The sequence below is a fragment of the Citrobacter sp. Cpo090 genome, from assembly GCF_030332665.1.
Lineage (GTDB): Bacteria > Pseudomonadota > Gammaproteobacteria > Enterobacterales > Enterobacteriaceae > Citrobacter > Citrobacter portucalensis.
The window spans coordinates 56,685-78,681 of record NZ_JAOWHK010000037.1 but is presented as its reverse complement, the minus strand read 5'-3'; the positions used below and the strand labels follow the sequence as shown (position 1 = coordinate 78,681).

Sequence of the window (21,997 nt, the reverse complement as noted above, 5' to 3'; positions counted from 1 at the left end):
TCCAGTAAACAACCCCAGCCAGACATTGTTGCACAGACGTCTGCGTTTTGCATTCCAATACTGTATATCCATTCAGGTTAGGTTGTGTCATAATTAACCGTTTGTGATCGCCGGTAGCACCATGCAGCCAGGCAAAAAAGCGTTTAATCCGGGAAAGATGAATGGATAAGATCGAAGTTCGGGGCGCCCGCACCCATAATCTCAAAAACATCAACCTCGTCATCCCGCGCGACAAGCTGATTGTCGTCACCGGGCTTTCGGGCTCAGGCAAATCTTCGCTCGCTTTCGACACCTTATATGCCGAAGGGCAGCGTCGTTACGTTGAATCCCTTTCCGCGTACGCGCGTCAATTTCTGTCGCTGATGGAAAAACCGGACGTCGACCACATTGAGGGGCTCTCTCCTGCCATCTCAATTGAACAAAAATCGACGTCCCATAACCCGCGATCCACGGTAGGTACAATTACCGAAATTCACGACTATCTGCGTCTGCTGTTTGCCCGTGTTGGCGAGCCGCGCTGTCCGGATCACGACGTTCCTCTGGCTGCGCAGACCGTAAGCCAGATGGTGGATAACGTCCTGTCACAGCCGGAAGGTAAGCGTCTGATGCTGCTGGCGCCGGTGATCAAAGAGCGTAAAGGCGAGCACACCAAAACGTTGGAAAACCTGGCAGGCCAGGGCTATATCCGCGCCCGTATCGACGGTGAAGTCTGTGACCTGTCCGATCCACCCAAGCTTGAGCTGCAAAAGAAACACACCATTGAAGTGGTGATTGACCGCTTTAAAGTCCGTGACGATCTCACCCAACGACTGGCGGAATCCTTTGAAACCGCGCTGGAGCTGTCCGGCGGCACGGCGGTCGTTGCCGATATGGACGATCCGAAAGCGGAAGAGCTGCTGTTCTCCGCCAACTTCGCCTGCCCTATCTGCGGCTATAGCATGCGCGAACTGGAACCGCGACTGTTCTCGTTTAACAACCCAGCGGGCGCGTGTCCAACCTGTGACGGTCTCGGCGTGCAGCAATATTTCGATCCTGATCGGGTGATCCAAAACCCGGAACTGTCGCTGGCCGGTGGTGCTATCCGTGGTTGGGATCGCCGTAACTTCTATTACTTCCAGATGCTTAAGTCTCTGGCGGAACACTATAAATTCGACGTTGAAGCCCCGTGGGCCAGCCTGAACCCTACCGTGCATAAAGTGGTACTGTACGGTTCTGGTAAAGAGAATATCGAATTTAAATACATGAACGATCGCGGTGATACGTCCGTACGTCGCCATCCGTTCGAAGGTGTATTGCACAATATGGAGCGCCGCTATAAAGAGACGGAATCCAGTGCGGTACGTGAAGAATTAGCCAAGTTCATCAGTAACCGTCCTTGCGCCAGCTGTGAAGGGACGCGTTTGCGCCGGGAAGCCCGTCACGTATTTGTTGAAAATACGCCGCTGCCTGCGATTTCTGACATGAGCATCGGTCATGCAATGAATTTCTTCAACAATCTGAAGCTCGCAGGTCAGCGGGCGAAGATTGCCGAGAAAATTCTTAAAGAGATTGGCGATCGTCTGAAGTTCCTGGTCAACGTCGGCCTCAACTACCTGACGCTATCGCGTTCGGCGGAAACACTCTCCGGCGGTGAGGCCCAGCGTATTCGTCTGGCAAGCCAGATCGGCGCGGGTCTGGTCGGCGTAATGTACGTGCTGGATGAACCGTCTATCGGTCTGCATCAGCGCGATAACGAACGTCTGCTGGGTACGCTTATCCACCTGCGTAATCTGGGTAATACCGTCATTGTGGTCGAGCACGATGAAGATGCGATTCGCGCCGCTGACCACGTTATCGATATCGGCCCGGGCGCGGGTGTTCACGGCGGTCAGGTCGTCGCCGAAGGGACGCTCGACGACATCATGGCAGTGCCTGAGTCGCTGACCGGCCAGTACATGAGCGGTAAACGCAAGATTGAAGTGCCTAAAAATCGCGTTGCGGCTGACCCAGAAAAAGTGCTGAAACTCACCGGCGCGCGCGGCAACAACCTGAAAGATGTCACCCTGACGCTGCCGGTAGGCTTATTTACCTGCATTACCGGTGTTTCCGGTTCGGGTAAATCGACACTGATTAACGACACACTGTTCCCGATTGCGCAGACAGCGCTAAACGGTGCGACGCTAGCTGAACCTGCGCCGTATCGCGACGTTCAGGGCCTGGAACATTTCGACAAAGTGATCGACATTGACCAAAGCCCGATTGGCCGTACGCCGCGCTCTAACCCGGCAACCTACACCGGCGTGTTTACGCCAGTGCGCGAACTGTTTGCTGGTGTACCGGAGTCACGTGCACGCGGTTACACGCCGGGGCGTTTCAGCTTTAACGTCCGCGGCGGACGCTGTGAAGCCTGTCAGGGCGACGGCGTGATCAAAGTCGAAATGCACTTCCTGCCGGATATCTACGTGCCGTGCGATCAGTGTAAAGGCAAGCGCTATAACCGCGAAACGCTGGAGATTAAGTACAAGGGCAAGACCATCCACGAAGTGCTGGATATGACGATTGAAGAAGCACGCGAGTTCTTCGATGCCGTTCCGGCGCTGGCGCGTAAGCTGCAAACGCTGATGGACGTGGGCCTGACGTACATCCGACTGGGTCAGTCCGCTACCACACTCTCGGGCGGTGAGGCACAGCGCGTGAAGCTGGCGCGCGAACTGTCAAAACGCGGTACCGGGCAAACGCTGTATATTCTCGATGAGCCGACCACCGGTCTGCATTTTGCGGATATTCAGCAACTGCTGGACGTGCTGCATCAGCTCCGGGATCAGGGCAACACCATCGTGGTGATTGAGCACAATCTGGACGTGATTAAAACCGCTGACTGGATTGTCGATCTCGGTCCGGAAGGCGGCAGCGGCGGCGGCGAAATTCTTGTCTCCGGCACACCAGAAACGGTCGCTGAGTGTGAAGCCTCACACACGGCCCGCTTCCTCAAACCGCTGTTGTAATTACGCAACACTTGTCTGGCCTACAGAATAGGCATAAAGCCTGTAGGCCGGATAAGGCGCTTGCGCCGCATCCGGCGAACCGGATCAGGACTGCGTCAGTATCCGGCGTTTATCTTCCGGTAACGTGTTCACAGCCTGCTGATAAGAGGCGTCGACCAGATAATAAATCTGTGAATCCGGCAGCGAGCCGTCCAGATACACCGTACTCCAGTGCGCCTTATTGAGATGCCTGCTTGGCCGAACATCGCTATGCTGCTGGCGCAACAGTTCTGCCAGTTCAGGGCTGGTTTTCAGAGACACCGCCGGGCGTTCTTCCACCTCTTTTACCATGGCAAAAAGCACATCTTCGACTTTGATTTGCGTGGCCTTCCAGTCACTGTGAACGCTCTGCTCCGCGCCCGTTTTTGCCATGCAGTATTGCAGCAACTCCGAATTCGTCATCTTTATTCCCCTTACCAGCATATTGCCTCATGAGAACATCTTTTATTCAGTGTGCAGCAAGTCCGCAAAAGGTAAAAGCCAGCAATGTAAATTTGTTTAAAAAAACAGCAATCCGTAGCCAGCGTCCTCAATATTCCGAGTTGACGATCACCTCTTCACCAAACGCACCGGCCTGTGGCAGCGGCTTATAAGTGGAGTTAGAGGCGCGCAAAATGCGAATACCGCGAATACCCACGTCGCGAGCGGCAGTGATGTCATTATCGGAGTCACCGTAGAACATGCGGATATTTTTATCCTGTAACCACTGCGTTTTGGTGTTCTGACCCGGCTTGTCGCCGGCAAAAATGACCGGATTCATATTGCCAGCCGGGATGTGAAAGTTATCAGACAACGTTTTCGACACCGTTTCAGTCTTCGTCTGGCTACGCCCGGTCACGAAAAAGATACTGTCACCGCGACGCACGTGCATATCAATTAGCTGGCGCGCAACTTCTTTTGGAATGCTGAATTCATCCCAACCATTGTTCATTTTTTCCCAGAAGGCTGGATTCTTCAGGTAATCCTCACTGTCTGGAGAATACGTTTTTTTACCGCGCCAAAAGCCAGGGCTGGAAAAGAGGACGGTATCATCGATATCAAACCCGACGGACATCGGCGGACGTCCGGTCAGGCTATTTTCAATTTGTGCCACGGAGACCCAGTGAATGGGAGCCTGCTCAGCGAGCTTTGCAACGTTAGTGCCTGGATTAAGCTGAGAGGGAGAAGAAACGAGTGCCTGAGCAGGCTGATTTAGCGTGAACAATAAACAAACGGCACTCAGTGCCAACGTAAACTTGCGCATATTTTTCCCTAAGTAGTCAGTTAGTTATCATTTTTTTATTAACAACTGGTCAAAAAACTATCTGACCTTACCCCTTAGGGGGAGGGAAAGGAAGGATTTTCTCTGGTTTTGTCCTGGAAAAGGAGCACGATCACATTGGAAAACAGGCCTGATAGCACGATGCTTATCAGGCCTACAAAGTCGGTTACATGACGGCGGCAAATGCCTTCGCCACACGCTGGACGTTACCGTGATTTAACCCAGCCACGCACATGCGACCGCTGGCGATCAGGTATACACCGAACTCATCACGCAGACGATCAACCTGGGCTGCGCTAAGCCCGGTATAGCTGAACATACCGCGCTGTTGCAGCAGGTAGTCAAAGTTACGGCCTGGGATCTCCGCATTTAATACGTTAACCAGCTCCTGACGCATCGCCAGAATGCGAGTACGCATCTCTTCAACTTCCGCCAGCCAGCTGGCTTTCAGCACGTCATCACCCAGCACCGCGGCAACTACCTGCGCACCAAAGTTTGGCGGGCTGGAGTAGTTACGACGCACCGTCGCTTTTAGCTGCCCCAGAACACGGCTGGCGGCATCAGCGTCTTCACATACCACTGACAGTCCGCCGACACGCTCACCGTATAAGGAAAAAATCTTCGAGAATGAGTTGCTGACCAGAGCGGGCAATCCAGCGCTGGCAATGGCGCGAATCGCGTAGGCGTCGTCTTCCATTCCACCGCCGAAGCCCTGGTAAGCAATGTCCAGGAACGGAATCAGATCGCGTGCTTTCAGGATTTCAATAACGCTATCCCACTGCGCTGGCGTTAAATCCGCCCCTGTCGGGTTATGGCAGCACGGATGTAGAAGCACGATGCTGCGCGCCGGTAAGGTATTCAGCTTTGCCAGCAGGTCGTTGAAACGCACACCGTTGGTCGCGCTGTCATACCACGGGTAAGTGTTTACTTCGAATCCAGCACCTTCAAAAATCGCGATATGGTTTTCCCAGGTCGGATCGCTGACCCACACGCCAGAATCAGGGAAATAACGTTTCAGGAAATCTGCACCAACCTTTAACGCACCGGAGCCGCCCAGCGTCTGAATGGTTGCGACGCGCTGCTGCTGGAGAACCGGATGTTCTGCGCCAAACAGCAGCGGCGCAATGGTATGGCGATACGTGTTCAGACCTTCCATCGGCAGATACAACGAAGCACCATGCGGTTTGGCATTAAGTCGAGCTTCCGCTTCCGCCACCGCTTTAAGCTGAGGAATAATACCGTCTTCGTTGTAATACAGGCCGATGCTGAGATTCACTTTGTCGCTACGTGAATCTTCTTTGAAGCGCTCCATGAGCGATAAAATCGGGTCGCCGGCGTAGGCGTCAACTTTTTGAAACACGTGTGGTTCTCCGGGTTTACAGGCAGGGGTTAAGAACACAATAAACCGGAAGTGGGAGAAGATCGAGAGGATGTTGAGGGGAATATTGCCGGAAGGCGGCGTAACCACCTGTCCGGCACATCATGCTGCTAATCGATATACTTCATCGCCACCCTTGAGGTCAGGCGCGTAATAAGTTCGTAAGCACTTACTTTCGTCATTTCAGCAATGCGTTCAACGGGCAGGCCCTCGCCCCACAGAATCACCGAATCGCCGGCTTTATCCTGCGCTTCGGGCCCTAAATCGACGCAGATCATATCCATCGCAACGCGACCGACGATCGGCACTTCACGGCCATTGACCAGTACTGGCGTCCCCGAAGGCGCTGCGCGCGGATAACCATCGCCATAGCCCATCGCTACCACGCCAAGACGCGTGTCACGCTCGCTCAGCCATGTTCCACCATAGCCAACCGGCTCGCCCGCCTTGTGCTCACGCACCGCAATCAGGCTTGAGGTCAGCGACATCACCGGCTGGCAGCCAAAATCAGCGCCGATGGAGTGATTTTCCAATGGTGATACGCCATACAGAATCAGCCCCGGACGCGCCCAGTCGAAGTGAGACTGCGGCCACAGCAAAATACCACCCGACGCGGCAATCGACCGCTGCCCCGGTTTGCCTTCACAAAAACTGTTGAAGATATCGAGTTGTTTTTCGGTCGCGCCACACTCAGGCTCGTCCGCGCGAGCAAAGTGGCTGACGATATTGACCGGCTGGCGCACGTTTTCACATTGCGTTAAGCGCTGATAAAACGCCTCAGCCTGCTCAGGGCGTACGCCCAGACGGTGCATACCGGTGTCGAGCTTCATCCAGACGGTAACGGGTTCAGCCAGTTTTGCTGCTTCCAGGGCTTCGAGCTGTTCCTGGTTGTGGACGGCAGTATGCAGACGCTGCGCGGAAATAGTCGGCAGATCGGAGGCATCAAAAAATCCCTCCAGCAGCAGGATGGGCTGCGTGATCCCTCCCGCTCGCAAGCGCAGGGCTTCTTCAAGACGAGCGACACCAAAAGCGTCCGCATCGGGGAGCGTTCGCGCGGTCTCTAACAGACCATGGCCGTAGGCGTTCGCTTTCACGACCGCAACCAGTTTACTGGCTGGAGCCAGTTCACGCAGACGTTGCAGGTTGTGTCGCAGAGCGCGGCGGTTAATGACTACAGTTGCCGCTTGCATTTGTATTCCTTTATAAAAGAATCTTCTAAATCATTCGTGTTGCAGGAAGGCGACAAGCCAGAGAATCCCGGGAGCTTAGTAAACCAAGTGACCGGGGTGAACGGGCGTAGTCAACACATCTGCAGCATGAAGGATGACGGAGATTTATTCGTCGTCGTATTGTGGGCCCGCATAGTTATCAAAGCGCGACCACTGACCGTTAAACGTCAGGCGCACCGTACCGATCGGACCGTTACGTTGCTTACCAATAATGATTTCTGCGATCCCTTTCAGGTCGCTGTTTTCGTGATAAACCTCATCACGATAGATAAACATGATTAAGTCGGCATCCTGCTCAATGGAGCCAGACTCACGCAGATCCGAGTTGACCGGACGCTTGTCGGCACGTTGTTCCAGAGAGCGGTTAAGCTGCGACAGCGCCACCACCGGCACATGCAGTTCTTTCGCTAACGCTTTCAGCGAGCGGGAGATTTCTGCAATTTCCAGCGTACGGTTGTCGGAGAGCGACGGCACGCGCATCAGCTGCAGGTAGTCGATCATGATAAGTCCGATACCGCCATGTTCACGGGCGATACGACGGGCACGCGAGCGCACTTCCGTTGGCGTCAGGCCGGAGGAGTCATCAATATAGATGTTTCGTTTCTCCAGCAAAATACCCATTGTTCCGGAAATTCGCGCCCAGTCCTCATCATCCAGTTGACCGGTACGGATTTTAGTTTGGTCTACACGTGAGAGCGAGGCCAGGGAACGCATCATGATCTGTTCCGAGGGCATTTCAAGACTAAAGATAAGAACCGGCTTATCCTGCAACATCGCCGCATTTTCGACGAGGTTCATTGCAAATGTCGTTTTACCCATCGACGGACGCGCCGCGACGATAATTAAGTCTGACGGCTGCAGACCAGCCGTCTTTTTATTGAGGTCGTCATAACCGGTGTTTACCCCGGTGACGCCGTCGTGCGGCTGCTGGAACAGCTGCTCAATACGCGCGACGGTTGCGTCGAGCACATCGGTGATATTTTTCGGGCCTTCGTCTTTATTAGCGCGGCTTTCCGCGATTTTAAAGACGCGGGATTCCGCAAGGTCCAACAGATCTTCACTGGAGCGTCCTTGCGGATCAAAACCGGCTTCCGCGATTTCGTTCGCAACTGAAATCATGTCACGAACAACGGCACGTTCGCGGACGATATCCGCATAAGCGCTAATGTTCGCCGCACTTGGCGTATTTTTGGATAACTCAGCCAGGTAAGCAAAACCGCCGACGCTGTCCAGTTGTCCCTGAACCTCCAGCGACTCTGCGAGCGTGATCAGATCGATGGGTTTTCCCATCTCCTGTAGACGATGCATTTCCGTGAAGATATGCCGATGCGGTCGGGTATAAAAATCTTCCGCCACCACACGCTCGGCGACATCGTCCCAGCGTTCGTTATCCAGCATTAAACCGCCCAACACCGACTGTTCCGCTTCAATCGAGTGCGGCGGTACTTTCAGCCCGGCGACCTGGGGATCGCGCTCACGAGCATCAGTCTGTTGTTTGTTGAAGGGTTTATTTCCTGCCATAGTGAATGGAGTTACCGAGATAATGATTGGGTCGAAAGATTACCACATTTCTTTTGGAGGAAGCATGGCAACACGTATTGAATTTCACAAGCATGGTGGCCCTGATGTACTCAAGGCTGTGGAGTTTACGCCCGTAGACCCGGCGGAAAACGAAATCCAGGTCGAGAACAAAGCGATTGGGATCAACTATATCGACACCTACATCCGCAGTGGTCTTTACCCGCCACCATCTCTGCCCAGCGGTCTGGGTACCGAAGCCGCAGGCGTGGTCAGCAAAGTCGGCAGCAAAGTGACGCACATTAAAGCCGGCGATCGCGTGGTGTACGCCCAGTCAGCCCTTGGTGCGTACAGCTCAGTGCATAACGTTCCGGCCGATAAAGCCGCCATCCTGCCTAACGCTATCTCGTTTGAACAAGCTGCCGCCTCGTTTCTTAAAGGGCTAACCGTTTTTTATCTGTTACGTAAAACCTATGAAATTCAGCCTGATGAGCCGTTTTTGTTCCATGCGGCTGCGGGCGGCGTCGGCATGATTGCCTGCCAGTGGGCAAAAGCATTGGGTGCGAAGCTGATAGGTACCGTCGGCAATGCGCAAAAAGCGCAAATTGCGCTGCAGGCTGGCGCATGGCAGGTCATTAACTATCGTGAAGAGAGCATTGTTGAGCGAGTGAAAGAGATAACCGGCGGTAAAAAAGTGCGGGTGGTGTATGACTCGGTGGGGAAAGATACCTGGGAAGCCTCGCTGGATTGTTTACAGCGCCGGGGACTAATGGTCAGCTTTGGTAATGCTTCAGGGCCGGTTACTGGCGTGAACTTAGGTATTCTGAACCAGAAAGGTTCGCTATACGTGACCCGTCCTTCACTCCAGGGGTATGTCACCAATCACCGCGAATTAACCGAAGCCAGCAATGAGCTTTTCTCGCTAATTGCCAGTGGAGTGATCAAAGTGGATGTCGCGCCTGGTCAGACGTTCGCACTGCACGATGCACAGCGTGCTCATGAAGTACTGGAAAGCAGGGCCACGCAGGGATCGAGTTTGCTGATTCCGTAACGCCATCATTTTCCCCTAAATAATTCAAGCTCCGGGACAAAAACGATTAGGCGTTTTTGAGCAGCGCTTGCGCTGACCCTGAAGGGGCGAGGCTGTAAGCCGAGTAACGCGGCAATGGAATGAATCCCCAGGAGCTTACTGGAGTAAGTGACTGGGGTGAATGATAGCAGCCAACACACCTGGAGTTTGAATTATGACGGGGAAAGAAAGAATTAGGGCTTCCCGTAGGAAGCCCTTTCTTTTTTTAGTTCGGCTGTATGTAGGGTACAGCTCGATGAATTCGTTAACCTGGCAATAGTGACAGATTTGATAATCAATTCCTATTTGGTTCTAAAGGCAATGTTGCAGGTTGTGACGTACCGCTCAATACCTTAGTAAAACCGGCGGTTATTGCGCTGATACTGTGGGACTTTTGGCGCTTTTATCGCCTTGATAACCCACACCACAGCAACAGCCAGTAGCAGCCATGGCAACAGTTTAATCATCAAGGCAAATAGTCCGCCCAGAAACATCACTGCGGTGGCTACGACCAATGCGGCCAGAACGCCCAGCAAAGAAACGCCGGTGACCATCAGCATGATAAAAAATCCAATCACAAAAAGTAGTTCCAGCATGGCTCTCTCCCGAAATGAAATTCTCTCCATTGCTTTACAAGAAACATGCCAAAAATAATGCGTTGATTTATAAAGAAAACACCCCGCGACAAAGCGCAGGGCGTGGTGAAATTAACTAACTTTTGGTGAAAACTTAACGCTTGTCTGCCACCAGCTTCAGCGCGTGCTCCAGAACGTTAATATCAGCCCCGGCTTTATGTGCATTCTCGCTCAGATAGCGGCGCCACTGACGGGCCCCAGGGATCCCCTGAAACAGCCCCAACATATGGCGTGTCACATGTCCCAAATAGGTTCCCTTACTCAGTTCACGTTCAATATACGGGTACATGGCACGCACCACGGCGACCGGATCGGTATCTTCGGTGGTAACTGCAAAAATCTCGCGGTCAACGGACGCCAGAATGCCCGGGTTTTGATAAGCTTCACGCCCCACCATCACGCCATCCATATGTTGCAGATGAATTTTCGCTTCTTCCAACGATTTAATGCCGCCGTTGATCGACATCGTCAGATGCGGGAAATCACGCTTTAGCTGATAAACACGGTCATAATCCAGCGGTGGAATTTCGCGGTTTTCTTTCGGGCTTAACCCGGACAGCCAGGCCTTGCGAGCGTGAATGATAAACATCTCACATTCGCCTTTGCCAGATACCGTGTTGATGAAATCGCAGAGGAATTCGTAACTATCCTGGTCATCAATGCCGATACGGGTTTTCACCGTAACCGGAATCGACACCACGTCGCGCATCGCTTTGACGCAATCGGCGACCAGTTGCGCATTCCCCATCAGGCAGGCGCCAAACATGCCATTCTGCACGCGGTCGGAAGGACAACCCACGTTGAGATTGATTTCGTCATAGCCCCGCTGTTCAGCGAGCTTAGCACACTGCGCCAGCGCCGCAGGATCGCTCCCGCCCAGTTGTAATGCGACCGGATGCTCTTCTTCGCTATATGCCAGATAATCGCCTTTACCATGAATGATTGCGCCAGTGGTTACCATCTCCGTATAGAGCAGCGTCTGGCTGGACAGTAAGCGCAAAAAGTAGCGGCAGTGTCTGTCCGTCCAGTCGAGCATCGGCGCGATAGAAAAACGATGAGCGGGAAAAGCGGTAGACTGAGATTCAGGCAGCATGGCGAATATTCAAGCATCCGGTTAAAAAAGGGGCGCTACTATAGCATAGACCGTAACGATAGTGAGCCACATCCTCGCGGCTCACTCCCCCAGCCCCTCAACAAACGCTATTTACGCCCCGGTTTTCCGTCGTGAGACCCAAAAAACTGCGGCGGATGGTCGACCCAGCGATCCTCGCGTGTAGCGGCATAGACCGGGTTAAGCGGATAATAAATGCGATTGTATTTTTTGTTCGCCTCACCCACCACTAACAGGCGCACCTCTTCACTGGTGTTATTGATAAAGGTATGGCACACGCCTGTACCTGCCGGGAAACCGACGCTGTCTCCCGGTTCCAGCTTCCATAAATACCCGTTAATCCAGGCCTCAGGATAACCTTCCAGCACGTAAATAAACTCTTCCTCATCGCTTTCAGCGTGTGGGTACGACGTGCGCCGACCCGGTGGCAGGCGTTCATGATGAATGCCGAGTCGTCCTAACCCCAACTTGCGGGCAAGCGGCGCGCCAATAGCAAATAGCTCATCGCTGTCAGGATAAGTGGAGTCATCAGCCCCCTCAACCTCACGCCAGTGGCGAATACAATCGGGTCTTTTCATGGTTATTTTCCAGTATTGCGATGCGTCAGGTATAGCACACCGCGGTGGATCTCGGTGTTTTAAGCAGAACATGTTAAAGTAAGGGATTAACCTTCCATGCAAATCGAGGCGCCAAATGGACAAAACCACTACGCAAGAGTTATTGGCTCAAGCTGAAAAACTCTGTGCGCAACGCAACGTGCGGCTTACGCCACAACGCCTCGAAGTTCTGCGCCTGATGAGCCTGCAGGAAGGTGCGATCAGCGCCTATGACCTGCTCGACCTGTTGCGGGAAACTGAGCCGCAGGCTAAGCCACCTACCGTATATCGTGCGCTCGATTTTCTGCTGGAACAAGGTTTCGTGCACAAGGTGGAATCCACCAACAGCTATGTGCTTTGTCATCTGTTCGATCAGCCAACCCACAGCTCAGCGATGTTCATTTGCGACCGCTGTGGCGTGGTAAAAGAAGAGTGTGCGGAAGGCGTGGAAGACATCATGCATACACTGGCGGCAAAAATGGGCTTTGCACTGCGGCATAACGTTATTGAAGCCCACGGGCTGTGTCCGGCCTGTGTGGAAGTTGAGTCATGTCGCCATCCTGGCGAGTGCCAGCATGACCATACGATTCAGGTGAAGAAGAAAGTTGGGCGATAGCTAAGCGGGAGAGCGTACATCCTTGTACTCTCAGGAGGGAGGGATTAATTACCAGCGGTAATCATTACGTTTTTCCCAATCGTTAACTTCTTTCTCCGCCTGATCTTTCGCGTAACCGTAACGCTCCTGGACTTTACCGACCAGTTGGTCACGTTTACCTTCGATGACCGTCATATCATCATCGGTCAGTTTGCCCCATTGCTCTTTCACTTTACCTTTAAACTGCTTCCAGTTGCCGCCGACTTCGTCTTTATTCATCATCAAGTCCTCATCGTTAGGTTGTGAATAGCGAGAGTGCCATGTCCAGACACATGCTGTTTTTGCTGGACGTGAGAATAAGTGTAGTCAGGGATTCTGGGTTTTATTTACTATTCGGAATTTTTAACCATCCCGCTCAGGCAAACCAGGTTCCATTACGCCAGTGACGCCGCCAGATAAAGGCCAGTGAAAGCCCGCGCAACGCCAGGAAAACGGTTAACGCCAACCACAAGCCATGATTTCCCAGCCACGGCAGAGTCAGCAGCGTTAATGCGAATCCTGTGGCGGCAACGGCCATACTGTTGCGCATTTCTGCCGCGCGCGTCGCGCCAATAAACATTCCGTCGAGCAGATAACACCAGACACCCACCAGCGGTAACACCACCTGCCAAAAAAGATAACGATCGGCCAGCAGTTGGATCTGCGGCAACGAGGTCAGCAGCGCAACAATGTGCTCGCCAAACAGGGCATAAACCAGCGAAAACAAAATCGCCACAATACCGGACTGCCGACAGGCTGCCCGCCAGACGTCCAGTAACTGGCTACCATCTCGCGCCCCATAGGCCTGGCCCGAATGCGCTTCCACGGCATAGGCAAATCCATCCAGCGCGTAGGCGGTAAAGGTTAGCAGGGTCATCAGAACGGCATTAACCGCAATTATATCGCCCCCCAGACGCGCACCCAGCACCGTGATAGCGCCAAAACAGAGCTGCAGCAGCAGCGAGCGCAGCATGATGTCACGGTTAAGCGCCAATAAACGGCGGAAGTTGCCACGCCACGCCTGCTTCAGCATTGCCAGCGAAATTCCGCGCATATGCAGGACTTTGCGCACCATCATCAGGCCGATCAGCAAGGTGGCATATTCAGCAATCACCGTTGCCAGTGCCGCGCCTTGCACGTTCATATGCAGGCCCATCACCAGCCATAAATCGAGCACAATGTTGAGAATATTACCGACAATCAACAGGATAACTGGCGCACGCGCATACTGAACGCCAAGCAGCCAGCCGAGCAGAACCAGATTCGCCAGCGAGGCGGGTGCGCTTAACCAGCGAATTTCCAGGAACCTTCGGGCCTGCTCCAGTACCGCTTCACTTCCGCCAACAATGTGCAGAGCCAGATCGATAATTGGCGTACGAAACAGTGCGATAAGCAACCCTGCTCCCAGCGCCAGCATTAGCGGCTGCACCAGCGCGCGCGCCAGCGCCTGCGGATTTTTCGCACCAAATGCCTGGGCGGTCAGACCGGTAGTGCTCATGCGCAAAAAAAGCAGCAGCATAAAAAGAAAACTGGTTGCCGTGGCACCAACCGCAACACCGCCAAGATAGACCGGACTATCCAGATGACCAATCACCGCGGTATCCACCAGTCCCAGCAGGGGAACGGTGATATTGGAGAAGATCATGGGTAAGGCGAGGTGCCAGAGTGCTTTATCAGAAGAGGTAAAGAAAGGCATACAGGAGGGCCTGAGAAGAAGTTAGACGTACTGGACAATGTGATGCAGGCCCGGCAAGCACAGTGCTACCGGGCACGTTGCCGGATGGCGACGTCATCGTCTTATCCGGCCTACAGGGATTCAACAGAAAATTACAGCCATTCACCGTTACGGATGACGCCTACTGCCAGCCCTTCAATAGTGAAGTTTTGTTCGCGCAGGTCGACAACGATGGGTTTGAATTCGCTGTTTTCTGGCAAGAGTTCAACCTTGTTGCCCTGCTTTTTCAGACGCTTAACCGTGACTTCGTCATCAATACGGGCAACAACAACCTGGCCGTTACGCACGTCCTGAGTTTTATGCACAGCGAGTAAATCGCCGTCCATAATCCCGATATCTTTCATCGACATACCGCTAACGCGCAGCAGAAAATCGGCGTTCGGTTTAAACAGTGAAGGGTCGACCTGATAATGGCCTTCGATGTGCTGCTGCGCCAGAAGTGGCTCACCTGCCGCAACGCGACCGACAAGCGGTAATCCTTCTTCTTCTTCCTGCAGCAGTCGAATACCGCGCGATGCGCCGGATACAATTTCCAGTACACCTTTACGCGCCAGCGCTTTCAGATGTTCTTCAGCTGCGTTTGGGGAACGGAACCCCAAACGCTGCGCGATCTCCGCACGCGTCGGTGGCATACCTGTCTGGCTGATGTGATCTCTAATGAGATCAAACACCTCTTGTTGCCTGGCCGTTAACGCTTTCATTCCGCCCCCTGGGTGTATATACAGTTATGCTGTGAGTATATACAGCTAAAGGCGATTTTGGAACCGCAAACTGCACAAAAAACAGGAGATTTATGCAGTTGTGGAACCCTTATCGCAAATGCGACCACAACAGGATGCCCCAGGTGATCAGCGCGACAAAAATAGACAGCAATACCGCAGCCGACCCCATGTCCTTCGCCCGACCGGAAAGTTCGTGGTACTCAGAACCAATACGATCAACTACCGCTTCAATCGCACTGTTGAGGATTTCTACAATCATCACCAGCATCACGGAACCAATCAACAACACGCGGGTAATTGCATCAACATCCAGCCAGCAGGCGATGGCGACGCCCAGCAGGACGGCAACGCTTTCCTGACGGAATGCCGCCTCATTAATCCATGCGGCGCGAAAACCTTTCCAGGAATAACCTGCTGCTTTGATAATTCGGGTGAATCCAGTGGTATTATTAGCCATCAAAAAGAACCTTTTTACATTATTAGCGTCAATGTCATTGTAACGTTACCCCGTTTGTTCAGGGTGTGGAAAAGCAGCGCGAAGTATGACCGGATACCACAGAAATTCACTAAACTTTCTGATATCCTTGCAGCGCATTTGCATTATTAACCAGAGGCTTTACATCGTTTATGTCCGGCTGGCCACGAATTTACTACAAATTACTGAATTTACCATTAAGCGTCCTGGTAAAAAGCAAGTCTATTCCCGCAGAACCTGCTCCGGAATTGGGGCTCGATACTTCGCGTCCCATTATGTACGTCCTACCGTACAATTCGAAAGCAGACTTGCTGACGCTGCGTGCCCAATGTCTGGTGCACGATCTCCCCGATCCCCTGGAACCGCTGGAGATAGACGGAACTCTGTTGCCGCGCTACGTGTTTATTCACGGCGGCCCGCGCGTGTTCACCTATTACACGCCGAAAGAAGAGTCCATCAAGCTGTTTCATAACTACCTCGACTTGCATCGCAGCAATCCGGATCTGGATGTGCAGATGGTGCCGGTTTCGGTGATGTTTGGCCGTGCGCCAGGGCGTGAAAAAGGCGAGGCTAATCCGCCGCTGCGTATGCTGAACGGCGTTCAAAAATTCTTTGCGGTGTCCTGGCTGGGCCGCGACAGTTTTGTCCGTTTCTCCCCGTCAGTTTCTCTGCGTCGTATGGCGGATGAACACGGTACGGATAAGATCATCGCTCAGAAGCTGGCGCGCGTGGCACGTATGCACTTTGCTCGCCAGCGTCTGGCCGCAGTCGGCCCGCGCCTTCCTGCTCGCCAGGATCTGTTTAATAAGCTGTTAGCTTCAAAAGCGATCGCGCGAGCGGTAGAAGATGAAGCGCGCAGTAAAAAAATCTCCCACGAAAAAGCGCAGCAAAATGCCATTGCGCTGATGGAAGAGATTGCCGCCAACTTCTCCTACGAAATGATCCGTCTGACGGACCGTATTCTGGGCTTTACCTGGAACCGTCTATATCAGGGGATTAACGTTCACAATGCTGAACGTGTACGCCAGTTGGCGCACGATGGGCATGAAATCGTGTACGTTCCGTGCCACCGCAGCCATATGGACTATATGCTGCTGTCGTACGTTCTGTACCACCAGGGTCTGGTGCCGCCGCACATCGCAGCCGGTATCAACCTGAACTTCTGGCCAGCGGGTCCGATTTTCCGCCGTCTGGGCGCGTTCTTTATCCGTCGTACTTTCAAGGGCAACAAGCTCTATTCCACCGTATTCCGCGAATACCTTGGCGAGCTGTTCAGCCGCGGTTACTCGGTTGAGTACTTTGTTGAAGGGGGCCGTTCACGTACCGGTCGTCTGCTCGACCCGAAAACCGGCACGCTGTCGATGACTATTCAGGCGATGCTGCGCGGCGGTACGCGTCCGATTACCCTCGTACCGATCTATATCGGCTATGAGCACGTAATGGAAGTGGGAACCTACGCCAAAGAGCTGCGTGGCGCGACGAAAGAAAAAGAGAGCCTGCCGCAAATGCTGCGTGGCTTAAGCAAGCTGCGTAACCTGGGTCAGGGCTACGTCAACTTTGGTGAACCAATGCCATTGATGACTTACCTCAACCAGCATGTGCCGGAGTGGCGTGAATCGATTGATCCTATCGAGTCTATCCGCCCGGCCTGGCTGACGCCGACAGTGAATAACATTGCCGCCGATTTGATGGTGCGCATTAACAACGCAGGCGCGGCCAACGCCATGAACCTGTGCTGTACTGCGTTACTGGCTTCCCGCCAGCGCTCTCTGACCCGTGAACAGCTGACCGAGCAGCTTGACTGCTACCTGAGCTTGCTGCGCAACGTGCCGTACGCGGCGGATGCTACTGTTCCTGCGCAGAGTGCCAGTGAACTGATCGACCACGCCTTGCAGATGAACAAGTTTGAGGTCGAGAAAGACACCATCGGTGACATCATTATTCTGCCGCGCGAGCAGGCGGTATTGATGACCTACTACCGCAACAACATCGCGCATATGCTGGTTCTGCCTTCGTTGATGGCAGCCATCGTGACTCAGCATCGTCGTATTTCACGCGCCGCGTTGCAACAGCATATCGACGCGCTGTACCCAATGTTAAAAGCGGAGCTGTTCTTACGTTGGGAGCGTGATGAGCTTGCTGGAGTGATTGACGAACTGGCGAGCGAAATGCAGCGCCAGGGACTCATCACCCTGACCGATGACGAACTGCATATCAATCCAGCCCGCTCCCGCACGCTACAGCTGCTGGCGGCAGGTGCTCGCGAGACGTTGCAGCGCTACGCCATTACCTTCTGGCTGCTGAGTGCGAACCCGTCCATCAACCGTGGCACGCTGGAGAAAGAGAGCCGCACCGTGGCGCAACGCCTCTCCGTGCTGCACGGCATTAACGCGCCGGAATTCTTCGATAAAGCCGTGTTCAGCTCTCTGGTGCTGACGCTTCGTGACGAGGGATTCATCAGCGATACCGGAGATGCCGAACCGGAAGAGACGATGAAGATCTATCAGATGCTGGCCGAACTGGTCACGTCAGATGTGCGTCTGACCATCGAGAGCGCCACTCAGGGCGAGTAAGCATAAAAAAACCGGTCGCAATGACCGGTTTTTTATTTCGCTGGCTAAGCCAAAATCAAAAATGCCAGTAGCTCATTGCCAGGCCTAAGAACAGCACCAGACCGACGTAGTTATTGTTCATAAACGCTTTAAAGCAGGCATCACGTTCACGATTGACGATCAGTTTCTGCTGATAGACAAACAGCGCGCCCGCCACCAGCAGAGACCAGTAATAGCCCAGCCCCAACCCGTTTAGCCAGCCCACCAGCGCCATCAGTACCAGCACGCCTACCTGCAAAATACCAATAATCAGCTTGTCGTTCTGACCAAACAGGATCGCGGTCGATTTAATGCCGATCTTCAGGTCATCATCCCGGTCAACCATGGCGTACTGCGTATCATAAGCCACCGCCCAGAGAATATTCGCAAGGAACATTAGCCAGCAGCTCAGCGGTACGGATTCACTCACGGCGGCGAACGCCATCGGGATCGACCAGCCAAACGCCGCCCCCAGCACCACCTGCGGCAGATGCGTATAGCGCTTCATAAACGGGTAAACCCACGCCAATGCTAATGCCGCAACGGATAACAAAATGGTCATCGTGTTAAGGGTCAAAACCAGCAGGAAGGCCAGCAGCACCAATACAACAAACAGTGTTCGGGCTTCTTTCTCTGTGACAGCCCCGCTCGGCAGCGGTCGATTCGCGGTGCGTTTGACGTGCCCGTCAAATTTCCTGTCGGCATAATCATTCACCACGCATCCGGCGGCGCGCATTAACCATACGCCGGCAACAAAAACCGCCAGGATCCACAGTTGCGGCATGCCTGGGGTCGCCACCCACAGTGCCCACAGCGTAGGCCAGAGCAGCAGTAAGGCGCCGATTGGCTTATCCGTACGCATCAAGCGGTGAAACGCCAGCAGCTTATTCTGCGTCAGACTCCACTCCATCTTTATCTTCCTCTCAGTACAACGGCGATGCAGGCAAAAAAAGCTCGGTAAGCATCAGCGGCTTACCGCTCAGCCGCAGGCGGGAACGACGCCCCCACAGCGCTGCATCGCGGCCAATCTCAATAAAATCTCGGGTCAATGTCGATGACGTAAACAGGTAGCGTCCGAGCGGGGTTTTCCCCAGGTTTTGTAAGGCCAATTCAGGGCCGCACAAGGTTGATTCAGGCACCACGGTCCGTCCGGCAAGCCAGGGTTCACCATCCGCACATAACAGGATTTCACGTAACCAATAGCGAGACTCTTTAGGCAGCAGCGTCAGTTCTTCAGCCACCTCATTTTGCCCAACGAATTCTTCGCGAATCAACGTTACGGTGACCTTTTTCCCCTGCTGCTCAAAACGTTTGGTCATGGAATCTTCCAGTAACAACCAGTCGAGCAGTTGGGCGTCCAGCGCCGGGATCGCATCAAAATAACGCAGCGCACGCAGTTGCGTTAACGCAGGGTGTGGCATGCCTTACTCTCCGATTTATAACCTGAAGGCATTGTATCGCAGAAAAGGCATTACGGGGTGAGCAAACACGATTAAGTGATCGGTAGGGCAACATAAGTGTAACAATTAGCACCGAAGGATAAAAAAAGGTGCGCCAGGAGACGCACCAGTTGTTGCAAAATCAACAATGTGGGGAGATGTTTACCCCTTGCCTTTTACACTGCTGATAAAGGTGGATCGGGCAGATTTGGATCCCAGACGTTCCGCTTCATCAAGCAGCTTCAGCGCTTTATCAACATCGCCTTTCGCCACGGCATCCTTAATCGCCTGATTAAAATAGCTCTCGGTGTCGTTCAGCATCGGTTCACTTTTCTTCACTGGCTGCGGTGCAGGAGCAGCGACTGCTGCTGCCGGAGCCGCATAAGCCACTGCAGGCGCTGCGGTATTGCCAACCGTGACAGGACCAGGGCCGGAGGAACCAAACAGCGGCCCGACAAGAACGCTGGAGGTGCTGTTTGTTTTCACCTGTAGCTTCACCAGACCATCGGTAGTATGACGGGCAATCGGGTCTGGAATATCCGGAACAGCGTTACCTACACCCTTGGCGTAGGCTTTTGCTGGGTCAAGCAGGGTAGTGGTTTGCTGGAGATCGTTATCAGTGGTAAAGACCAGAACATAGAGTTTTTGCTGGCCCAGCGCTGGTGTTAAACGCATGACCCCTTCCAGACGATCGGCACTCATCACACCCGGAGCCTGATAGGTAAAGTAACTACTGGGAAAGAATGCAGATGGCGTCATATTCTGATCGAGAATTAAGACGTTTGGCGCAAATACGCTGGTTTGTTTGTTAACTTCACTGGACAGCGTCAGGGTCAGCTCGCCGATATTCGCCGGTACGCTATAGGCCGCTACAGGGCCGGAAATACCAGCGACATCCAGACGCTGGCCCGCTGTCGCAAGCTGTGTCGATTGGGTTTTGGATTGATCAACCGGCGTCCAGGTTAACTGTTGCAGCGCCGCAGTGGGAATAGCCGGGGCCGCGGTGGTGTTCTGCGGAACAATATTTACATCGGCCAGGCTGATGCCAGGCGCGCTGGCAAATAACCCTGCAGATAAACAAAGGGCAACGAGACTTTTCTTCATTTTCATTGTTATCACCTCAGATAGCATGGGTTCAGCGGTGGCCAGGCAATAGCGCGCTAAACCGTAATCAAGAGGGGCTTGCGCCCCTCTTTCGGTCTTTACGTCAGGTTAGTGCTGGATTACCACCAGATTTCCATCTGGGCACCGAAGGTCCATTCATCGCTGTCGCCACGACCAAAGGAGCCGCCGTTAAAGCCGTCTTTAACTGCTTTACCGAAGTTCGCGTTATTAGATGGGTTACCGTTGTAGTCGTAGCCCCACTTCTCATCCCACTTAGCATAGGTTGCGAAGACGCGGATAGCCGGACGAGACCAGATGCTGTCGCCAGCCTGCCACTGCTGTGCCAGAGTAATTTTATACTGGTTGTTGGTATCGCCAGTTTCCTGGGATTTGACGTTGTCGTAGCCCACTTCCAACAAGGTGCTCATGATTGGCGTCCATTTGAACATTGGACGAACACCCACGGTCCACCACTTGGTGCCGTTGTTGTTATCCCAGTCGATATCCTGGTACATACCGACGTACATCAGGTCCCAACGATCGCCCAGAGAGATTGCGCCGTGGTCGAGGATACGCAGCAGGCTGCCGTTGTTGTTAATGTCGTAAGCAAAGTTGGAGTTGCTATCAATGCCCACGCCAGAGCCCTGAGACAAGCCTTTACCCTGAGAGGTCATGGAGTCGGTAGCGTACTGAACCACAAACTTGTTGTAGCCTTTCAGCATGCTTTGGGTGTGTTCAGCGGTGAACATCCAGCCATCTTTAGATGCGCCGTCAACCAGGCGATAATCATCGCGCGGGTTTGCACGACCGTAGTCAACGCCCAGTTCCAGCGTACCGCCTGGGTTAATTTCCATCTGCGCTAAACGAACGTCAAACACGTCGTTCGCGGTACGGGTGGTGTAATCATAAATGCTGTTGCTGGCGAAGGAGGAAGAACCACCCGCTTCAGAAGAACGGGTTGCAGCCAGAGACAGTTTACCGAAGCCTACATCGATGTTTTCCAGACCCGCACCAGGACCTGAAATATCCCAGTAGTAGAAGTCGATCATGTGGACGTCATGACGCTGATAGAAGCGCTTACCGGCCCAGATAGTGGAGCCTGGCAGCCATTCGATCAGGTTTTTACCCTGCACGTTGGCTTCACGGAAGGCCGGGTCAGTCCCTTCCCAGTCATTTTGCTGTGCAACGGAATAGGCAACGTTAGTATCGAAGTAGAAGCTCTTATCGCCCTCTTTCCACACTTCCTGACCTAATTTAATTTCCGCATAGGTTTCACATTCGTTACCAAGACGGTATTTACTTTGTGCACCTGTTGCCTGGAAACATTGTTGTTCACCGCCGCTACCTGTCCAGCCAATGCCGGAACGAGCATAACCATGGAAATCCACAGCCATTGCCTGAACAGACATAATGCCTGCTGCTACAGCAACCGCCAGAGGGAGTTTGCGCAGAGTAATCATCGTTCTATCTCCTGAGA

The 21,997-nt window shown here is 53.4% G+C and carries 20 protein-coding genes; 4 read left to right on the top strand and 16 right to left on the bottom strand.

Annotation, left to right across the window (positions count from 1 at the left end; translation table 11 throughout):
* The first annotated feature begins 161 nt into the window (after positions 1 to 161).
* Positions 162 to 2,984 carry an excinuclease ABC subunit UvrA gene (uvrA, locus tag OGY83_RS22265; RefSeq protein WP_286636935.1) on the top strand — a complete coding sequence of 941 codons (2,823 nt, stop codon included), beginning with the start codon at positions 162 to 164 and terminating at the stop codon, positions 2,982 to 2,984.
* An 84-nt stretch (positions 2,985 to 3,068) separates the two neighbouring features.
* Here the strand turns inward: uvrA and OGY83_RS22260 are convergent, their stop codons facing one another.
* The 5 genes from OGY83_RS22260 to dnaB all read right to left on the bottom strand — a co-directional run bounded on the left by OGY83_RS22260 (position 3,069) and on the right by dnaB (position 8,412).
* Positions 3,069 to 3,425: an MmcQ/YjbR family DNA-binding protein gene (locus tag OGY83_RS22260; RefSeq protein WP_286636934.1), complete on the bottom strand. Its 357-nt coding sequence runs from the start codon at positions 3,423 to 3,425 to the stop codon at positions 3,069 to 3,071.
* Between the two features lie 127 nt (positions 3,426 to 3,552).
* Positions 3,553 to 4,266 (bottom strand): acid phosphatase AphA, encoded by a 714-nt coding sequence (aphA, locus tag OGY83_RS22255; protein WP_079938967.1) that lies wholly within the window; start codon positions 4,264 to 4,266, stop codon positions 3,553 to 3,555.
* A 184-nt stretch (positions 4,267 to 4,450) separates the two neighbouring features.
* The gene (gene tyrB / locus OGY83_RS22250) at positions 4,451 to 5,644 is read right to left on the bottom strand and encodes an aromatic amino acid transaminase (protein ID WP_191234328.1); all 1,194 of its coding nucleotides are present in this window, start codon (positions 5,642 to 5,644) and stop codon (positions 4,451 to 4,453) included.
* Positions 5,645 to 5,772: 128 nt separating this feature from the next.
* Positions 5,773 to 6,852, bottom strand: a complete 1,080-nt coding sequence (gene alr / locus OGY83_RS22245) for an alanine racemase (RefSeq protein WP_003826612.1) — start codon at positions 6,850 to 6,852, stop codon at positions 5,773 to 5,775.
* A 144-nt stretch (positions 6,853 to 6,996) separates the two neighbouring features.
* Positions 6,997 to 8,412 (bottom strand): replicative DNA helicase, encoded by a 1,416-nt coding sequence (gene dnaB / locus OGY83_RS22240; protein WP_003826610.1) that lies wholly within the window; start codon positions 8,410 to 8,412, stop codon positions 6,997 to 6,999.
* A gap of 64 nt (positions 8,413 to 8,476) precedes the next feature.
* Between dnaB and OGY83_RS22235 the strand changes: the two genes are divergently transcribed.
* Positions 8,477 to 9,460, top strand: a complete 984-nt coding sequence (locus tag OGY83_RS22235; RefSeq protein WP_286636933.1) for a quinone oxidoreductase — start codon at positions 8,477 to 8,479, stop codon at positions 9,458 to 9,460.
* Positions 9,461 to 9,831: 371 nt separating this feature from the next.
* Here OGY83_RS22235 and pspG read toward each other — a convergent pair whose 3' ends face one another.
* From pspG to OGY83_RS22220, 3 genes are all read right to left on the bottom strand, one after another.
* On the bottom strand, positions 9,832 to 10,074 hold the full coding sequence (gene pspG, locus OGY83_RS22230; RefSeq protein WP_003031713.1) for an envelope stress response protein PspG: 243 nt from the start codon (positions 10,072 to 10,074) through the stop codon (positions 9,832 to 9,834).
* A 133-nt stretch (positions 10,075 to 10,207) separates the two neighbouring features.
* On the bottom strand, positions 10,208 to 11,206 hold the full coding sequence (gene dusA / locus OGY83_RS22225; RefSeq protein ID WP_286636932.1) for a tRNA dihydrouridine(20/20a) synthase DusA: 999 nt from the start codon (positions 11,204 to 11,206) through the stop codon (positions 10,208 to 10,210).
* Between the two features lie 107 nt (positions 11,207 to 11,313).
* Positions 11,314 to 11,802, bottom strand: coding sequence for a cupin domain-containing protein (locus OGY83_RS22220; RefSeq protein ID WP_003031710.1), 489 nt, complete (start codon positions 11,800 to 11,802; stop codon positions 11,314 to 11,316).
* Between the two features lie 115 nt (positions 11,803 to 11,917).
* Here OGY83_RS22220 and zur point away from each other — a divergent pair, with 115 nt between their 5' ends.
* The gene (zur, locus tag OGY83_RS22215; RefSeq protein ID WP_003031709.1) at positions 11,918 to 12,436 is read left to right on the top strand and encodes a zinc uptake transcriptional repressor Zur; all 519 of its coding nucleotides are present in this window, start codon (positions 11,918 to 11,920) and stop codon (positions 12,434 to 12,436) included.
* A 48-nt stretch (positions 12,437 to 12,484) separates the two neighbouring features.
* Here zur and OGY83_RS22210 read toward each other — a convergent pair whose 3' ends face one another.
* The 4 genes from OGY83_RS22210 to OGY83_RS22195 form a co-directional block, all read right to left on the bottom strand.
* The gene (locus OGY83_RS22210) at positions 12,485 to 12,694 is read right to left on the bottom strand and encodes a CsbD family protein (protein ID WP_003031706.1); all 210 of its coding nucleotides are present in this window, start codon (positions 12,692 to 12,694) and stop codon (positions 12,485 to 12,487) included.
* Positions 12,695 to 12,830: 136 nt separating this feature from the next.
* Positions 12,831 to 14,150, bottom strand: a complete 1,320-nt coding sequence (gene dinF / locus OGY83_RS22205) for an MATE family efflux transporter DinF (protein ID WP_079938963.1) — start codon at positions 14,148 to 14,150, stop codon at positions 12,831 to 12,833.
* A 131-nt stretch (positions 14,151 to 14,281) separates the two neighbouring features.
* Complete coding sequence (gene lexA, locus OGY83_RS22200; RefSeq protein WP_003826596.1) at positions 14,282 to 14,890, bottom strand: transcriptional repressor LexA; 609 nt, start codon at positions 14,888 to 14,890, stop codon at positions 14,282 to 14,284.
* 109 nt (positions 14,891 to 14,999) lie between these two features.
* Positions 15,000 to 15,368, bottom strand: coding sequence for a diacylglycerol kinase (locus OGY83_RS22195; protein ID WP_003826594.1), 369 nt, complete (start codon positions 15,366 to 15,368; stop codon positions 15,000 to 15,002).
* A gap of 170 nt (positions 15,369 to 15,538) precedes the next feature.
* Between OGY83_RS22195 and plsB the strand changes: the two genes are divergently transcribed.
* Positions 15,539 to 17,959 (top strand): glycerol-3-phosphate 1-O-acyltransferase PlsB, encoded by a 2,421-nt coding sequence (plsB, locus tag OGY83_RS22190; RefSeq protein WP_191227907.1) that lies wholly within the window; start codon positions 15,539 to 15,541, stop codon positions 17,957 to 17,959.
* Positions 17,960 to 18,014: 55 nt separating this feature from the next.
* Here plsB and ubiA read toward each other — a convergent pair whose 3' ends face one another.
* The 4 genes from ubiA to OGY83_RS22170 form a co-directional block, all read right to left on the bottom strand.
* On the bottom strand, positions 18,015 to 18,887 hold the full coding sequence (gene ubiA, locus OGY83_RS22185; protein WP_003826589.1) for a 4-hydroxybenzoate octaprenyltransferase: 873 nt from the start codon (positions 18,885 to 18,887) through the stop codon (positions 18,015 to 18,017).
* A gap of 13 nt (positions 18,888 to 18,900) precedes the next feature.
* On the bottom strand, positions 18,901 to 19,398 hold the full coding sequence (gene ubiC / locus OGY83_RS22180) for a chorismate lyase (RefSeq protein ID WP_003826587.1): 498 nt from the start codon (positions 19,396 to 19,398) through the stop codon (positions 18,901 to 18,903).
* A 180-nt stretch (positions 19,399 to 19,578) separates the two neighbouring features.
* The gene (malM, locus tag OGY83_RS22175) at positions 19,579 to 20,526 is read right to left on the bottom strand and encodes a maltose operon protein MalM (protein WP_286636931.1); all 948 of its coding nucleotides are present in this window, start codon (positions 20,524 to 20,526) and stop codon (positions 19,579 to 19,581) included.
* Between the two features lie 113 nt (positions 20,527 to 20,639).
* A complete protein-coding gene (locus tag OGY83_RS22170; protein ID WP_133085647.1) occupies positions 20,640 to 21,980 on the bottom strand; it encodes a maltoporin in 1,341 nt (446 codons plus the stop codon).
* Positions 21,981 to 21,997 lie beyond the last annotated feature (17 nt).

Bases quoted from the DNA above. Each gene is read 5' to 3' on its own strand.
- ubiC (WP_003826587.1), bottom strand. From the start codon at position 19,398: ATGCCACACCCTGCGTTAACGCAACTGCGTGCGCTGCGTTATTTTGAT.
- ubiA (WP_003826589.1), bottom strand. From the start codon at position 18,887: ATGGAGTGGAGTCTGACGCAGAATAAGCTGCTGGCGTTTCACCGCTTG.
- dusA (WP_286636932.1), bottom strand. From the start codon at position 11,206: ATGCTGCCTGAATCTCAGTCTACCGCTTTTCCCGCTCATCGTTTTTCT.
- alr (WP_003826612.1), bottom strand. From the start codon at position 6,852: ATGCAAGCGGCAACTGTAGTCATTAACCGCCGCGCTCTGCGACACAAC.
- lexA (WP_003826596.1), bottom strand. From the start codon at position 14,890: ATGAAAGCGTTAACGGCCAGGCAACAAGAGGTGTTTGATCTCATTAGA.
- OGY83_RS22170 (WP_133085647.1), bottom strand. From the start codon at position 21,980: ATGATTACTCTGCGCAAACTCCCTCTGGCGGTTGCTGTAGCAGCAGGC.
- dnaB (WP_003826610.1), bottom strand. From the start codon at position 8,412: ATGGCAGGAAATAAACCCTTCAACAAACAACAGACTGATGCTCGTGAG.
- OGY83_RS22235 (WP_286636933.1), top strand. From the start codon at position 8,477: ATGGCAACACGTATTGAATTTCACAAGCATGGTGGCCCTGATGTACTC.
- OGY83_RS22210 (WP_003031706.1), bottom strand. From the start codon at position 12,694: ATGAATAAAGACGAAGTCGGCGGCAACTGGAAGCAGTTTAAAGGTAAA.
- malM (WP_286636931.1), bottom strand. From the start codon at position 20,526: ATGAAAATGAAGAAAAGTCTCGTTGCCCTTTGTTTATCTGCAGGGTTA.
- aphA (WP_079938967.1), bottom strand. From the start codon at position 4,266: ATGCGCAAGTTTACGTTGGCACTGAGTGCCGTTTGTTTATTGTTCACG.
- OGY83_RS22195 (WP_003826594.1), bottom strand. From the start codon at position 15,368: ATGGCTAATAATACCACTGGATTCACCCGAATTATCAAAGCAGCAGGT.
- OGY83_RS22220 (WP_003031710.1), bottom strand. From the start codon at position 11,802: ATGAAAAGACCCGATTGTATTCGCCACTGGCGTGAGGTTGAGGGGGCT.
- OGY83_RS22260 (WP_286636934.1), bottom strand. From the start codon at position 3,425: ATGACGAATTCGGAGTTGCTGCAATACTGCATGGCAAAAACGGGCGCG.
- plsB (WP_191227907.1), top strand. From the start codon at position 15,539: ATGTCCGGCTGGCCACGAATTTACTACAAATTACTGAATTTACCATTA.
- pspG (WP_003031713.1), bottom strand. From the start codon at position 10,074: ATGCTGGAACTACTTTTTGTGATTGGATTTTTTATCATGCTGATGGTC.
- uvrA (WP_286636935.1), top strand. From the start codon at position 162: ATGGATAAGATCGAAGTTCGGGGCGCCCGCACCCATAATCTCAAAAAC.
- zur (WP_003031709.1), top strand. From the start codon at position 11,918: ATGGACAAAACCACTACGCAAGAGTTATTGGCTCAAGCTGAAAAACTC.
- dinF (WP_079938963.1), bottom strand. From the start codon at position 14,150: ATGCCTTTCTTTACCTCTTCTGATAAAGCACTCTGGCACCTCGCCTTA.